Below are 14,448 nucleotides of genomic sequence, written 5' to 3'. Positions count from 1 at the left end.
CCGACCGTCGACCGTCCGGGCAGGCCCTGGCGCCGTTATCGGAATTGCCCGACGACGCGCGCCAGGGCTGTGATGCCTTCTGCGATCTTGCCGTGGTCGATGGACGAAAAGCCCAGCCGGATGTGGCGATGGTCCTGTGATCTTGAGTCCTGGTAGAAAACCCGGCCGGGCTCGATCACCACGCCTGCCCGCAAAGCCTCTTGAGCGAGCCGGTCGGTATCGATCTCGGGCGGCCCTTCCACCCACCAGGACGAGCCGCCATGGATGGGCCTGCCGCTGAATTGCGGCAGATGCGCCCGGACGGATTCCTGCAGCACCTGAGCCCGTTCGGCATACACCTGGGACAGCCGACGCAACAGCGCATGATAATGTCCCAGGGAAATGAACAGCGCGAATGCCCGCTGCAGGTAGGCGGGAGGATGGCGGATCATCAGGCGACGCAGCGCGCGCAATTCGATCATCAGCTCTTTCGGTGCCACGATATAGCCCAGGCGCAACCCCGGTGCGAAGCTTTTCGACAGACTGCCGATGTAGAGCACGCGGCCATGCTTGTCGAGGCTTTTGAGCGCCGGTGAAGGATGGCCGTCGTAGCGATTCTCTGTCTCGTAGTCGTCTTCGATCAGGATGCTGTCCGTGCGGCTTGCCAATTCCAGCAAGGCCACCCGCCGTTCCATGGACAGAGTGGCGTTGGTTGGACACTGATGGCTGGGCGTGACAAAGATATAGTCGCATTCTCCCAGCGCGGGCGAGGGAATCAGTCCGTCGTTGTCGACGGGCAGGGGCATCAGGCGGGGGGTACGGTGCGCAAAGATATTGCGCGCATCCGGATAACCGGGGTCTTCCATGCCAACCACTGTATGGTCGTGAATCAGCAGGGTGGCCACCAGGTAGAGTGCCTGTTGCGCGCCGAGCGTGACCATGATCTCGTCGTCTTCGGCCCAGATGCCGCGCCGGGGCAGCACCTGATTGCGGATCGCCTCCACCAGCGCAGGGTCATCGTTGATGATCAGGTCGGGCGCCCACATCCGGATATCCAGCACGGACAGCGATCGCAGGCAGCATTCGCGCCATTCCGCCGTGGGGAACTGCTTGGCATCAAACTGAGCGTAACTGAACGGATAGGGCAGGCTTTGCCAGTTGGCCGGTTTGACGATATTGCGCTGGGCAAACGGGTGGAACACCAGACGCCGGGACCAGTCCGTGGCGCCGCATGGCGGTTCCGCCGCCTGCGCGTCCTGACTGTCGACCCGTTGGCCGACGATGTCCTTGGCGACATAGTGGCCGCTGCGTTCCCGGGACTCGAGATAGCCTTCGACAACGAGTTGTTGGTACGCGAAGACTGTCGTGTTGCGCGCAACCCCCAGCGCCTTGGCCAATTCCCGGCTGGAGGGCACCGAGGCACCCGGTGGCAGATAGCCGCTCAGGATGGCCGACACCAGCATCTTGCGGATGCGGCCCTGCAGGCTCAGGTTGTAGTCGTCGACCCGCTCAAACAGCGCCGACCACTGAATCTCACCAACTGAACTGCTTTCTGGCATGAATGACGTCCCTCAGGCCTTCCCGACCTAGACCTTGCCTTTCCAGGGGATCAACATGCGTTCCAGGTATCGTAAGAGCAAATCAAACGAGAAGGCGAAGAATCCTATCACGATGATACCCATGATCACGGTATCGCTGGCCAGGTACTGGGCGGCGTTGAGCACCATGAAGCCCAGTCCACGCGCGGCCGCCACCATCTCGGCCGCCACCAGCGTCGTCCAGCCGACGCCGATGCCGATGCGCATGCCGGTGAAGATCTCGGGCAGTGCCGCCTTGAGGATGACGTGCATGATGATCTGGCGGCTGCTGGCGCCCATGGCATAGGCAGCATGGATCTGCTCGATGGAGACGGATTTGACCCCGGCCCGGGCCGCGATGGCCATGGGCGCGAAGATCGCCAGGAAGATCAGGAAGACCTTGGGAAATTCGCCGATGCCGAACCAGATGATGACCAGCGGCAGATAGGCCAGCGGGGGCAGGGGGCGATAAAACTCGATGATGGGATCGAAAAGACCGCGCATCGTGCGGTTCACTCCCATGAGAATCCCGACCGGGACGGCGGTGACCAGCGCCAGCAGGAAGGCGCCCATGACCCGGCCCAGGCTGACCAGGGTGTGCTGGGCCAGCGTGGAATTGGCGACGCCTTCGGTCACCGCTTCGATGAATTTGCCGTAGACGGCCATCGGCGAGGGCAGGAAGATCGGTTTGATCCAGCCCATGCCGGTGACGAAAAACCACAAGGCGATCAACGCGAGGGCTGTCATGGCACTGATGTGGCCGCTGTAGCCGGCCCCCGGTGCGCCATAGACTTTTCCGGGCTCCGCGGAGCGGCGCTTGCGCTTGGATACGATGGACATGCTGTGGCTCCGATGATGCGATTGAGGTTGAGGCTCAGAGGTGCTGCTGGTATTCGGGCGTGCCGGCGGCCCGCTCGTCCCCGTAGATGATGTCCAGCACGGTTTCCCGCATCTGGATGAAATCGGGGCTGGATTTGATGGCCCGGGCGTTGCGCTCTTTCAGGAAGCGGCGGTTGAAATCGAGGTCATAGGTGTTGGTCACGCGGCCCGGACGAGGCGACATCACGATCAGCTTGGTACCCAGGAACAGGGCCTCTTCGACGCTGTGGGTGATGAAAAAGAACATCTTGTGCGTGTGTTGCCAGACATCCAGCAGCAACTCCTGGATGGTTTCGCGCGACAGCGCATCCAGCGCCGCCATCGGCTCGTCCATCAACAACATGGCAGGGTCACAGGTCAAGGCCCGCGCAATCCCGACCCGTTGCTGCATCCCTCCCGACAACTGATAGATCATATGTTTGTGGAAGTCCTTCAAGCCCACCAGTTCAAGGTTCTTGGCGGCGATTTCATAGCGCTGGTTCTTGGGCACACCGCGCAGCTTGAGGCCGAACTCGGTGTTGTCAATGACGTTGAGCCAGGGCAGCAGGGCATGTTTCTGGAACACCACGCCTCGATCCGCGCCCGGACCGACGACCGGGTCGCCGCCAAGCAGAACTTCGCCTTCGGTCGGAGTCAGAAACCCGGCGATGACACTGAGCAGCGTGGTCTTGCCGCAGCCGGATGCCCCCAGGGCGACGACAAAGTCGCCCGGACCGATTTCGAGATTGACGTTCTTGAGCGCGGTGACAGCGCCCCCCATCATCTGGGAGGGGTATGTCACGCTGACGTTGCGGATGCTGAGATTGGCCATGGCGGCGGGCATGCGGTTCTCCTTCGGGGATTGCCCGGCGGCCGGGGAGAAATCAGGGGGATCCCCGGCCGTCGCACGGACCGTTTCAGGTCCGGAATGGTTGCGTCATTTCACGGATTTCATGGCTTCGTCGGCATAGCTGGAGGTCACGAAGGGGCTGTAATCGGCCAGAGGCGCATTGATCTGACGCTGTTCCTTGAGGAAGTTGGCGCTGGCCGTGAAAGCCTTGGTTGCGCCTCCCTGTGCGCCACCGCCCAGCCAGACGTTGGAAGCCTGTTCCTTGGCATCGGGAAAGAGCAGCAGGTTCAGGGCGCTGACAATGTCGGCCGGTGCGCCGCCGATCAGTTTGACGATCCCCTTGATTTCTGGCGAATCAGGCGTGAGGGTCGCCTTGCGCGCATTGAAACCCTGGTAGGATTGGGCAAGCACCTTGGTGAAGGCGGCCATGAATTTGGGATTCTTGGCCGCCCAGGCCTTGTCGACCACGAGGCCGTCGAACGTAGGAACGGTCTTGGCGCCGATATCGCCGGAATCGGCGATGGTCTTGCCGGTCTTCATGATTTCGGTGAGTGCCGGCGGCCAGACATAGGCGGCATCGATATCACCGCGTTGCCAGGCAGCGACGATCTGCGGCGGCTGCATGTTCAGGATCTGCACCTGGCTGGGCTTGATTTTCCAGATGTTGCTCAGGGCCAGCAGCAAGTGGAAATGCGAGGTCGAGACAAACGGCACGCCGACTTTCTTGCCCACCAGGTCGCCGGGCTGCTCGATGCCTGAGCCATTGCGGGCGATCAGCGCCTCGGATTTGCCGATGTTGTCCAGAATCCAGAAAAGCTGCATGTCCACGCCGCGCGTCACGGCGGCCGTGATCCCGGTGGACCCAAGCACGCCGACGGGCACATCGCGCGAGGCAAACGCGCTGGAAATGTCACCCGCCGAACTGAATTGGCGCCAGTCGACTTCGTAGCCGACCTCCTTGAGCGCCTTGTCGAAACTGCCGTCGGCGATGGAGCTGACGAAGGGGCCCACGATCTGTTGATAGCCGACCACGACCTTTGTGGCTGCAAAAGCACTGGCGCTCAGGGTCAAGGCCCCGGCGACAGCGCTCAGCACCGTGAGCTTGCGAATGAAGCGAAAAGATGTTTTCACAGTCGTCTCCTTGGTGGATGGCGCGTTTGGGATACCAGTCTTTGGCTCTGTTCCAGCGCGTCATTTGTCCGCCCATGGTGCCCATAGTCAACTCAGTAAACTAGGTCCAGTTCATCTCGAATTTTAGTGCCAGATTTTTTCAGATTTTGACGTGAATCATTCAAGAGTCGCATGAATATTGGTTGAACGTCGGAAAGCACCTGGCGTCAGAACTGAGCGGGCTAGGGTAAATGCTGATACCACACCAGGATTTCAAAATCCGATGGTTCCACGGCGGTCAGAAAGACGTCGGCAGGCCGCGCCAGTCATGGAGCCAGACGCAGCATGATCACGCCCAGGACCAGGATGCCGGCGCCCACGATTCGGGCGGGAGTCAGCCGTTCGTGCAGGAACAGGCCTGAGATCAGAATGCCGAACAGGATCGAGGTCTCGCGCAGGGCGGCAATGACGGCAATGGGCGCCAGCGTCATGGCCCACAGCGCCACGCCATAGGAAACCACGGTGCCGAAACCTCCCGCCACGATCGCGCCCCAGTGGGTACGGAAATGACGGCCAAGATCCGCGGCCCGACGGGGCATGACCATGCCGATCATGACACAGCCTTGCAACAGAAAGATCCACAGCGTATAGCTTGCCGGTGCTTGTGAAAGTCGGACGCCCGTGCCGTCCACCAGCGTATAGCCCGCGATCACGAACGCATTGAGCAGGGCAAGCCTGATGTGGGTGAACCGGCGTGGCTTTGCTCCACCCAGCAGGCCAAGGCACAGGATGCCGGCGCAGATCGTGGCCACGCCCATGAGCGCGCCCGGGCTTGGATCATCGTGGAAGAACAGGACCGACACCAGTGCGACCAGCAACGGTGCGGTGCCTCGCATGACCGGATAACTGACGCTCATGTCGGTTGTGCGGTAGATGCGTGCTACCAGGCGCATGTAGACCACCTGGAGAACCAGCGAGATCAGCAGGAAGGGCCAGCTCTCCGAAGCGGGTTGCTGCATCCAGGGCAAGCTCAGCAGCGCCAGCAATGTCGCGACGCCGGTCATGCCGACGGCGCTCAGCAACGTGTCGGCGCTGCCCTTGATCAGCGCATTCCAGGTCGCATGAAAAAGGGCGGAGGCCAGAACGGCACCATAGACGAAATCAACGCTGGGCGACATGACGGCTGGGAGGCGGGGGAGGGAAGAAGACTGGCCGCATAGGATAGCGCGATCCTGCGCGGGAACTGACGAACCAACGGCATCAAAACATAATAATTAAATATTTTTTATATATTTACTAAAATGATTTGAATTTATTTATTCATAACTCATCCCTAGAATGGCCGTCAGTTTCCTCTTTCTGACGAGTCTTTCGCATGCTGCCCATTTCAGCCGTCCCGCATCCTCTGCCATCGGCCGCCCGCCGCCCCGCAGCGCAGGCGCGATCCAACAGCTCATCGCGCACACCTTCGCTGTGGTATGGCCTGCTGCTGGCGGCAGGTCTGGGGCTGGCCGCCTGGTGGCTGGGTGAACAATTCCCGCTCATCGGCGGCCCCGTGTTCGGCATTTTGCTGGGCATGGTCTGGCGCAATGTACTGGGCTTGTCGCCGGTCTTCACGCCGGGGGTCGTGTTCAGCAGCCGCCAGGTGCTGAAATGGTCCATCATCGGCCTGGGATTTGGCCTGAGTTTCGGCCAGGTCATGAAAACCGGGGCATCCTCCCTGATCGTCACCCTGATCACCCTGAGCACAGCATTTCTGGCGGCCTGGCTGTTGGGACGCTGGCTCAAGCTGGGCGGACACCTGTGCACCCTGATCGGCGTCGGCACCGCCATCTGCGGGGGGTCGGCCATTGCCGCCGTCGCGCCGATCATCAAGCCCGACGACCATGAAACCGCTCTGTCGATTTCGACGATTTTCCTCTTCAATGTGGTCGCTGTCCTGCTGTTTCCACCCCTGGGCCACTGGATGGGGCTGAGCGACCCCGGCTTCGGTCTGTGGGCGGGGACCGCCATCAACGACACCTCCTCGGTCGTGGCCGCCGGCTACAGCTACAGTGTGGCGGCGGGCGACATCGCCACCATCGTCAAGCTGACCCGCGCCACGCTCATCATCCCGATCTGCATCGTCATCGCCTTCTGGGTGGCCTGGCGCAATCAGCATTCCGAGACCCGCGTGTCCCTGGCCAAGATCTTCCCCTGGTTCATCCTCTGGTTTCTGGCCGCCTCGGCCACGCGCAGCCTGGATCTGATTCCCGACATGCTGCTGGGCCCGCTGCATGTGATCTCGCAATTCCTCATCATCATGGCGCTGACCGCCATCGGGCTGTCCTCTGATTTGCGTCGCATGGCGCTGGCGGGCGCCCGCCCGCTGTTGCTCGGTTTGGGCGTCTGGGCGGCTGTGTCGCTCAGCAGCCTGGGGGTGCAATGGTTCATGGGCAGCCTCTGAAAGTGGCCCGGTCAGAGGGACTGGACGTCTGATCAGGTACGCTGCCCGCCGATCCCGGCCGCCTGATCAAGCAGGCTATCTCTCTCTATATATATAGAGCCTGCGAATCCTGTCGGGCGCTTGCGGATCCTGGCCTCCGGCCCGGCCGGTGCGCCGCCATTCCAAAAGTCACAAGCTGACCCGGTTGTCCGCCTGCGTTCCAGTTAAACTGGCGAGCATGAAAAAAGCCATACGCGGATTCCTCTGGTTGATGATTTTTTGCCTGACGGCCGTGGCGGTTGCCATCGCAACTGCCGCCTGGTGGGGCTGGAAGCGTCCGGTCCCCATGCGCACGCCCGTGGTGGATTACCTCATCGATGCGGGCAGCACACCACGCCAGATCGCCATGGCCATGCGCAATGCGGGCATCGACATCCAGCCTGAAGCCTTCGTCTGGCTGGCGCGTCTGAGCGGCCGCGACAAATGGCTCAAGGCCGGCGCCTACGAGGCCCGCGAGGGTGAAACCCCCTGGACCCTGCTCAATCGCATGGCCAACGGGGACATGACCCAGGTCCGCCTGACTTTCCCCGAGGGCTGGACTTTTGCCCAGATCCGGGCGGCACTGAACGCCAATCCTCAGATCCGCCACGATACCCAGAACATGGACGACCCGTCGCTTCTCCAGCGACTGAAGCTCGACGCCAACGCCCCCGAGGGCCTGTTCTACCCCGATACCTATGTCTTCACTCCGGGCAGTTCCGATCTGGACATTCTGCGCCGGGCCGCGCAGGCAGGCCGGCAGACACTGGAACGCGCCTGGGCCGATCGCGATGCCGACCTGCCGCTCGATACCCCCTATCAGGCATTGATTCTGGCCTCGATCATCGAAAAAGAGACCGGCAGCAGCGCCGATCGGGCTCGTATCGCGGGGGTGTTCATCAACCGGCTCAAGATCGGCATGCCCTTGCAGACCGACCCCACCGTGATCTACGGCCTGGGCGCCGATTACCAGGGGCGGTTGCGCAAGAGGGACCTGGAGCGGGACACTCCCTGGAACACCTATACCCGCACAGGCCTGCCGCCCACGCCGATCTCCAGCCCGGGCAAGGCCGCCCTGCTGGCCGCCCTGCATCCGGAACGGCACAAATACCTGTATTTTGTCTCGCGGGGCGATGGCACCAGCGAATTTTCCACCGATCTGGCTGCGCACAATCGCGCCGTCGCCAAATACATTCTGAAACGGTAACGCGATGATCCACCCACCCGCAGGCCTGGCCCGTCATGCCTGTTTCATCACGCTCGAAGGCCTGGACGGGGCCGGCAAGAGTACGCACATTGCCTGGATCGAGGATCAGCTGCGCCGTGCCGGGGTGGATCTGCTGTCCACCCGGGAGCCTGGTGGCACCGCGCTGGGCGAGACCCTGCGCGAATTGCTGTTGCACCATGCGATGGACCTGCGCACAGAAACTCTGCTGATGTTTGCCGCGCGCAACGAACACTGGCGCACGCGCATCCTGCCTGCGCTGGAGCGCGGGCAGTGGGTCCTGTGCGACCGCTACACCGATGCCTCGTTTGCCTATCAGGGCGGCGGCCGGTCACTGGGGGCGGAGTCCATCCGCATTCTCGAGGACTGGGTGCAACAGGGCAGGGGGCCGGACTGCACGCTGCTGTTCGATGTCCCGCTGGAAGTCGCCCGCGAGCGCCTGTCGCAAGGCCGCGTGCGGATCGACCGCTTCGAGCGCGAGGATGCCGCATTCTTTGAACGCACGCGCCAGGCCTATCATGACCGGGCCGCCGCCGACCCCGCACGCTTCCGGATCATCGACGCCCGCCGGGACATTCCGGAGATCCGCGCCGAACTGGACGCCATCCTGGACGAATTGCTGCGTACGCGCGGTGATACGTCCCCATCCGGCAGGCAGGAATCCTCATGACCGATTTTCTGCCTTGGCAACACGCGCCGGCGCGCCAGTGGCTGACCTCGCGGGAACGCTTTGCCCATGCCTGGCTGATTCATGGGCAGCCGGGTTGCGGACAGATGGAATTCGCCCTGGCGGGCGCTGCCAGCCTGCTGTGCGAGTCGCCCCGCGACGGACTGGCCTGTGGCGCTTGTCAGGCCTGCCGCTGGGTGCAGTCCGGCAATCACCCCGATCTGCGCCGCATCCGGTCCGATGCCCAGGCCGTGCGCGAAGGCGCCATGGATGTCGCTGAAGACGCCAAGAAACAGCCCTCGCGCGAGATCCGCATCGAGCAGATCCGCAGCCTGCTGCCCTGGTTCAATACGGCCACGCACCGGGGCGGCTGGCGCGTCGCGCTGCTGTATCCGGCCGAGTCCCTGAATACCATCGCCGCCAATGCCCTGCTGAAGATTCTGGAGGAGCCCCCCGAGCATACGGTATTCCTGTTGTCGGCCCAGGCGCCCGACCGCCTGCTGCCGACACTGGTATCGCGCTGCCGGCGTCTGCCCCTGGCCATCCCGCCGGTTGCCGAATCGCTGGCCTGGCTGGAGGCGCAGGGCATCCAGGATGCCGCCGCCCGGCTGGCCGCGGCCGGGAATGCGCCCTTGCTGGCGCTGGAGCAGGCCAGGGCAGGGCAACCGACGACCCCTGAATGGCTGCTGCTGTTCCTGGAACGCGCGAGCCACGGCGGCGACAGCGCCGCGCTGGCCGATATGCTGCAGGCCGCCGAGGTGAGCGAATGGGTGGACGGGTTTCAGCGGCTGTGGCTGGATCTGAGCCTGGGCGCGCACGGTCTTGCGCCGCGCTATTATCCGGAACAGACCGCGCGGATCATGGCGCTCGCCCGCGCACTGGATCCGGCGGCGCTCGCCCGGGCGGCCGACTGGCTGCGGGAACAGCGCCGTCTGGCGCGTCATGCCCTCAACCCCAAGCTGCTCGCCGATCATGCCGCCCGCTATCTGCTGCAATCCGTCCAGCCGGCTGGACGCGCCGTTGCCAGGGCCGACTGACGCGGGCCCTCCGTTTTTTCTCCGTACACACCTCGTCATCATGTATATCGACTCACATTGCCATCTGAATTTTCCTGATCTGCAGGCTCAGTTGCCCGACGTGCTGGAACGCATGAGGACGGCGGGCGTCGGCCATGCGCTGGTGGTCAGCGTCAATCTGCGCGATTGGCCCGGCCTGATGGCGCTGGTCGAACAGCATCCTTTTCTGCGGGCCTCGGTCGGTGTGCATCCGGACAATGATGCCGAGGATGATGACGGCCTCGAACCGACTCTGGACGATCTGGTGAGCCGGGCCGCGCACCCCAAGGTCGTCGCCATCGGCGAGACGGGACTCGACTATTACCGTCTGAGCGAACCGCTGGAATGGCAGCGCGCGCGTTTTCGCACGCATATCCGCGCCGCGCATGAGACCGGATTGCCGCTGATCATCCACACGCGCGCGGCAGCGGACGACACGCTGCGTCTGATGCGGGAGGAACGCGCGCCGGTCGGCGTCATGCATTGCTTCACCGAATCCTGGGATGTCGCGCAAGAGGCGCTGGCGCTGGGTTTTTATATTTCTCTGTCCGGGATCGTGACGTTCAAGAATGCGGCTCAAATCCAGGATGTCGCGCGCAAGGTGCCGCTGGACCGCCTGCTGATCGAGACTGATTCCCCGTATCTGGCTCCGGTGCCGTATCGGGGCAAGCTCAATGATCCTTCCCGGGTCATCCACGTCGCCGAAAAGATCGCCGAGCTGCGCGGCGTGCCGGTCGCGACCATCGAACAGGCCAGTGCCGAGAACTACTGGCGGCTGTTCGACAAGGCCGCCGTCGCCGCCTGAGCCCTGGCTGATCGTCCGGGCCGTCCGTTTTCACTCCTGCTGACAGAGGTTTTCGCCATGTCCCTGCTCACTCACGTTCGATCGCGTGCCCGGCTGGCCGGTCTGGCGCTGTTGCTGGCGGTCGGCGCTGGCCTGTCGCCTGCGGTGTCGGCCCAACAGGCCCCGACCGCGCCGCAGGCGCCGACAGCCGACTGGTGGTCGGCCATTCGACGCGATGATGTCTCGACCGTCCAGGACATGTTGTTGCGCTATACCGATCCCAACGCGCGCAACGATCTGGGCAATCCCGCGCTGATCCAGGCGGCGCGGGAGCAGTCCTGGCGGGTGTTCGATACCTTGCGCGCATCCCCCGACGTCAAGATCGACGAGCCCAATGCCCAGGACGAGACCGCGCTGATGTACCTCTGCATTCTGGGCGAGACCGACCGGGCGCGGGCGCTGATCGCCACCGGGGCGCAGGTCAATCGCCTGGGATGGACGCCACTGCACTATGCAGCGTCCAAGGCCCGGGTGGACACCGCCCGCATGTTGATCGAACGCGGCGCCATCGTCAATGCGCCCGGTCCGGACGGAACCACGCCGCTGATGATGGCCGCCCTGTCGGGCAAACCGGATATCGTCCGCCTGCTGCTGTCGCATGGCGCCGACCCGACCATGATCAATGCCGCCCGCGAGACGGCGGCAGACTGGGCGCGTAAACGCAACCATGTCGCCCTGGCCGCCTCCCTGGAGCACGCCGCTGTCCGGGTGGCGCAAAAACGGCAGGGCGCCCCCGCCACGGAGGCGACCCCGCAGACGCCCCGGCCGGAGACACAGGGCGCATCCCTGGTCGATGCAGCCCCCCCGGTTGCACCGGCACCGGAATCCGGCGCGGAGGACAGGTCTTCGTTCTCGCGCTATTTCGATCCTGGCCGCTTCGAGGATACGCCCCAGGGCCAATAACCGGGGTGGCCAACCGCATGCCGCCGGGCGGCGCGCGGACTCGACGCGACCTGCTCGATTCGTGTGAACAGGCGCTAGTTCAGGAACACCCGGGCTTGCCGGGGGCGGGCGACGAAGCGCTGATGCCCCTGCGCCCGGAGGCGCTCGAACTCCTGGCTGGGCAGGATCACTTCGATGAGCTCCTGGGTGTCTTCGCGCCGCAGTTCCAGTTGCGCCAGCGGCCCGAAGGCGTGCGCCCGCTGCAGGCTCACCCGCATGCCCGGACCGGGGGACGCCGCGTCTCCTGCCGGCAGGGGTTCGATCTGGATATCGTGCGGCCGGACATAGGCCGTGGCTGGGGCGCCCGTGGCGTGTTCCAGCCCCGGCAGGTCCAGCGTGACACATCCCGTCTGCAACCGGCCGTCATGGGCCCGGCCATGAAACAGATTCACATGGCCCAGAAAGCCGAACACAAAAGCGGTCTCCGGCGCGTCATAGACCGCCTGCGGCGCGCCGCGCTGCTCGACCCGGCCCTGGTTCATGATGACGACCTCGTCGGCGACCTCCAGCGCCTCTTCCTGATCATGCGTGACGAACAGGCTGGTCATGTGCAATTCGTCATGCAGGCGTCGCAACCAGCGTCGCAATTCCTTGCGTACCTTGGCGTCCAGCGCGCCGAAGGGTTCGTCCAGCAGCAGCACGCGAGGTTCCACCGCCAGGGCGCGGGCCAATGCGATGCGCTGGCGCTGCCCGCCGGACAGGGCGGCCGGACGGCGGTCGGCCAGCCAGTCCAGCTGCACCAGTTCCAGCAAACCCATGACTTTCTTGCGGATTTCGCGTTCGACGGGTCTTTGCCTGCGCGGTCTGACGCGCAGACCGAAGGCGACATTCTCGAAGATCGTCATGTGCTTGAAAAGCGCATAGTGCTGGAACACGAAACCGACCTGGCGCTGCCTGACGTGGGTGCGGGCCATGTCCTGTTCTCCGAGCAGGACATGGCCCCGGTCCGGATGCTCCAGACCGGCAATGATCCGCAGCAGGGTGGTCTTGCCACAGCCCGACGGCCCCAGCAGCGCGGTCAGGCGGCCATCCGGGAAGGCCAGGGACACATCGTCCAAGGCCGTGAACGGGCCGAATTGCTTATGGACATGACGGACTTCGATACTCATGCGAATGACTCCGATACGGAAGGAACGTTCAGGACGCGCAAGCGCCATTGCGCCAGGGATTTGAGGGCGAGGGTCAGCAACGCCAGCAGGGCCAATAGCGAGGCCACCGAGAAAGCGGCCGCGAAGTTGTATTCGTTGTAGAGAATCTCGACATGCAACGGCAGTGTGTTGGTCAGGCCACGGATATGACCGGACACCACGGAGACCGCACCGAATTCCCCCATGGCGCGCGCATTGCACAGGATCACGCCGTAGAACAGCCCCCAACGGATGTTGGGCAGCGTCACGTGCCAGAACACACGCCAGCCCGAAGCCCCCAGCACGATGGCGGCTTCCTCTTGCTCGCAGCCCTGCGACTGCATCAGCGGAATCAGTTCGCGGGCGACAAAGGGCACGGTGACAAAGACCGTGGCCAGGACGATGCCCGGCACGGCAAACAGAATCTGGACGTCATGCGCCTGCAACCAGCCGCCGAACCAGCCCTGGGCGCCGAACATCAACACATAGATCAGCCCGACGATCACCGGCGACACAGAGAAAGGCAGGTCGATCAGCGTGATCAGCAGGCTTTTGCCCCGGAACTCGAAGCGGGTGACGGTCCAGGCCGCGCAGACGCCGAACACCAGATTCAGCGGCACGGCAATCCCGGCCGCCATCAGAGTCAGGCCGATGGCGGCCCGGGCATCCGGCTCGGTGATCGCCGCCACACTGACCGCCCATCCCTTGCTCAGGGCTTCATGGAAAACCACTGCCAGCGGCAGGAAAAGAAACAGGCACAAAAAGACCAGCGCCATGGTCATCAGCACCTGGCGGACGACGCGGTCCTCGGCACCGGACTGCGCCGTGCCGATAGGAGGGAGGGGACTGGATACGAGAGAGGTCATGGCGTTTGAAAGCGCGAATCAGATCCGGCCGATCGAGCGCCGCCGCACCCGGGCCTGGAGGAGGTTGATGGTCAGCAGCAGCAAAAAGGAAATGCCCAGCATCACCACCGCGAGCGCCGTGGCGCCCGTTGCGTCGTATTGCTCCAGTTTGGTGACGATCAGCAGTGGCGTGATTTCCGAGATCATCGGCATATTGCCGGCGATGAAGATCACCGACCCGTATTCACCGGTGGCGCGTGCGAAGGCCAGGGTGAATCCCGTCAGCAGCGCGGGCAGGAGCGTGGGAAAGAGCACCCGGGTGAAGACCTGGCTGCGCGAGGCGCCCAGGCTGCTGGCCGCTTCCTCATACTCCGGCGCCATGTCCTCCAGGACGGGCTGCACGGTGCGCACGACGAAGGGCAGGCCGATGAAGATCAGCGCCACCAGCACGCCCAGGGGGCTGAAGGCCACATGGATGCCCAGCGGAGCCAACAGATTCCCGAGCAGGCCCGAAGGCGCATACAGCGCAGTCAACGCGATGCCGGCCACGGCCGTCGGCAGGGCGAAGGGGAGATCCACAAGGGCATCGATCCATGACTTGCCAGGGAAGTCATAGCGCACCAGCACCCAGGCCACTACACTGCCGAACACGGCATTGACGGTCGCGGCCAGCAGCGCCGCGCCAAAGCTCAGGCGGTACGAGGCCAGCACCCTGGGCGTGGTGACGGTCTCCCAGAAAGCAGCCCAGCCGAGACTCCCGAGCTCGAGGAATGCAGCCGAGAGCGGCAGCAGCACCACCAGGCACAGATAGGTCAGCGTCAGGCCCAATGTCAGGTTGCGGCCCGGCAGAACCCGGCGGAGGGAAGAGGGGGGCGTAAGGGTCGTCATCATGTTCCAGGACCTGT

At 63.8% G+C, this 14,448-nt stretch carries 14 protein-coding genes; 6 read left to right on the top strand and 8 right to left on the bottom strand.

Annotation, left to right across the window (positions count from 1 at the left end):
• Positions 1–35: 35 nt before the first annotated feature.
• The 5 genes from ACK5JE_RS08670 to ACK5JE_RS08650 form a co-directional block, all read right to left on the bottom strand.
• Positions 36–1,538, bottom strand: a complete 1,503-nt coding sequence (locus ACK5JE_RS08670; protein WP_416801294.1) for a PLP-dependent aminotransferase family protein — start codon at positions 1,536–1,538, stop codon at positions 36–38.
• Positions 1,539–1,565: 27 nt separating this feature from the next.
• A complete protein-coding gene (locus ACK5JE_RS08665; protein ID WP_416801293.1) occupies positions 1,566–2,396 on the bottom strand; it encodes an ABC transporter permease subunit in 831 nt (276 codons plus the stop codon).
• Between the two features lie 34 nt (positions 2,397–2,430).
• Complete coding sequence (locus tag ACK5JE_RS08660) at positions 2,431–3,246, bottom strand: taurine ABC transporter ATP-binding protein (protein WP_416801418.1); 816 nt, start codon at positions 3,244–3,246, stop codon at positions 2,431–2,433.
• Positions 3,247–3,351: 105 nt separating this feature from the next.
• The gene (tauA, locus tag ACK5JE_RS08655) at positions 3,352–4,395 is read right to left on the bottom strand and encodes a taurine ABC transporter substrate-binding protein (protein WP_416801292.1); all 1,044 of its coding nucleotides are present in this window, start codon (positions 4,393–4,395) and stop codon (positions 3,352–3,354) included.
• Between the two features lie 305 nt (positions 4,396–4,700).
• Positions 4,701–5,552 (bottom strand): EamA family transporter, encoded by an 852-nt coding sequence (locus tag ACK5JE_RS08650; RefSeq protein WP_416801291.1) that lies wholly within the window; start codon positions 5,550–5,552, stop codon positions 4,701–4,703.
• 197 nt (positions 5,553–5,749) lie between these two features.
• Between ACK5JE_RS08650 and ACK5JE_RS08645 the strand changes: the two genes are divergently transcribed.
• The 6 genes from ACK5JE_RS08645 (at position 5,750) to ACK5JE_RS08620 (ending at position 11,532) form a co-directional block, all read left to right on the top strand.
• A complete protein-coding gene (locus ACK5JE_RS08645; protein WP_416801290.1) occupies positions 5,750–6,820 on the top strand; it encodes a YeiH family protein in 1,071 nt (356 codons plus the stop codon).
• A 217-nt stretch (positions 6,821–7,037) separates the two neighbouring features.
• Positions 7,038–8,045 carry an endolytic transglycosylase MltG gene (mltG, locus tag ACK5JE_RS08640; protein WP_416801289.1) on the top strand — a complete coding sequence of 336 codons (1,008 nt, stop codon included), beginning with the start codon at positions 7,038–7,040 and terminating at the stop codon, positions 8,043–8,045.
• A 4-nt stretch (positions 8,046–8,049) separates the two neighbouring features.
• The gene (gene tmk / locus ACK5JE_RS08635) at positions 8,050–8,733 is read left to right on the top strand and encodes a dTMP kinase (protein WP_416801288.1); all 684 of its coding nucleotides are present in this window, start codon (positions 8,050–8,052) and stop codon (positions 8,731–8,733) included.
• Positions 8,724–9,767, top strand: coding sequence for a DNA polymerase III subunit delta' (gene holB, locus ACK5JE_RS08630; protein WP_416801417.1), 1,044 nt, complete (start codon positions 8,724–8,726; stop codon positions 9,765–9,767). Before tmk ends, holB begins: the two co-directional genes overlap by 10 nt.
• Positions 9,768–9,807: 40 nt before the next feature.
• On the top strand, positions 9,808–10,590 hold the full coding sequence (locus tag ACK5JE_RS08625; protein WP_416801287.1) for a TatD family hydrolase: 783 nt from the start codon (positions 9,808–9,810) through the stop codon (positions 10,588–10,590).
• Between the two features lie 57 nt (positions 10,591–10,647).
• Complete coding sequence (locus ACK5JE_RS08620) at positions 10,648–11,532, top strand: ankyrin repeat domain-containing protein (protein WP_416801286.1); 885 nt, start codon at positions 10,648–10,650, stop codon at positions 11,530–11,532.
• Between the two features lie 74 nt (positions 11,533–11,606).
• On the opposite strand, the gene ACK5JE_RS08615 is transcribed toward ACK5JE_RS08620, so the two are convergent.
• From ACK5JE_RS08615 to cysT, 3 genes are read right to left on the bottom strand one after another with little or no spacing between them, the layout of a single operon-like run.
• Positions 11,607–12,680, bottom strand: coding sequence for a sulfate/molybdate ABC transporter ATP-binding protein (locus tag ACK5JE_RS08615; RefSeq protein WP_416801285.1), 1,074 nt, complete (start codon positions 12,678–12,680; stop codon positions 11,607–11,609).
• Entirely contained in the window at positions 12,677–13,564 is an 888-nt protein-coding gene (gene cysW, locus ACK5JE_RS08610) for a sulfate ABC transporter permease subunit CysW (RefSeq protein WP_416801284.1), read from the bottom strand. The genes ACK5JE_RS08615 and cysW overlap by 4 nt, the downstream gene beginning before the upstream one ends.
• Positions 13,565–13,582: 18 nt before the next feature.
• Positions 13,583–14,431, bottom strand: a complete 849-nt coding sequence (gene cysT, locus ACK5JE_RS08605; protein ID WP_416801416.1) for a sulfate ABC transporter permease subunit CysT — start codon at positions 14,429–14,431, stop codon at positions 13,583–13,585.
• Positions 14,432–14,448: the final 17 nt, after the last annotated feature.

Origin of the sequence: Castellaniella sp. (genome assembly GCF_047971665.1) — a bacterium.
GTDB lineage: Bacteria > Pseudomonadota > Gammaproteobacteria > Burkholderiales > Burkholderiaceae_B > Castellaniella.
This window is presented reverse-complemented; position numbering and strand designations above follow the sequence as displayed.

What these genes read in the sequence shown, in the direction of transcription:
- ACK5JE_RS08615 (WP_416801285.1), bottom strand. Translation starts at nt 12,680, where the DNA reads ATGAGTATCGAAGTCCGTCATGTCCATAAGCAATTCGGCCCGTTCACG.
- ACK5JE_RS08650 (WP_416801291.1), bottom strand. Translation starts at nt 5,552, where the DNA reads ATGTCGCCCAGCGTTGATTTCGTCTATGGTGCCGTTCTGGCCTCCGCC.
- cysW (WP_416801284.1), bottom strand. Translation starts at nt 13,564, where the DNA reads ATGACCTCTCTCGTATCCAGTCCCCTCCCTCCTATCGGCACGGCGCAG.
- tmk (WP_416801288.1), top strand. Translation starts at nt 8,050, where the DNA reads ATGATCCACCCACCCGCAGGCCTGGCCCGTCATGCCTGTTTCATCACG.
- ACK5JE_RS08625 (WP_416801287.1), top strand. Translation starts at nt 9,808, where the DNA reads ATGTATATCGACTCACATTGCCATCTGAATTTTCCTGATCTGCAGGCT.
- ACK5JE_RS08645 (WP_416801290.1), top strand. Translation starts at nt 5,750, where the DNA reads ATGCTGCCCATTTCAGCCGTCCCGCATCCTCTGCCATCGGCCGCCCGC.
- ACK5JE_RS08620 (WP_416801286.1), top strand. Translation starts at nt 10,648, where the DNA reads ATGTCCCTGCTCACTCACGTTCGATCGCGTGCCCGGCTGGCCGGTCTG.
- cysT (WP_416801416.1), bottom strand. Translation starts at nt 14,431, where the DNA reads ATGACGACCCTTACGCCCCCCTCTTCCCTCCGCCGGGTTCTGCCGGGC.
- mltG (WP_416801289.1), top strand. Translation starts at nt 7,038, where the DNA reads ATGAAAAAAGCCATACGCGGATTCCTCTGGTTGATGATTTTTTGCCTG.
- ACK5JE_RS08660 (WP_416801418.1), bottom strand. Translation starts at nt 3,246, where the DNA reads ATGGCCAATCTCAGCATCCGCAACGTCAGCGTGACATACCCCTCCCAG.
- ACK5JE_RS08665 (WP_416801293.1), bottom strand. Translation starts at nt 2,396, where the DNA reads ATGTCCATCGTATCCAAGCGCAAGCGCCGCTCCGCGGAGCCCGGAAAA.
- ACK5JE_RS08670 (WP_416801294.1), bottom strand. Translation starts at nt 1,538, where the DNA reads ATGCCAGAAAGCAGTTCAGTTGGTGAGATTCAGTGGTCGGCGCTGTTT.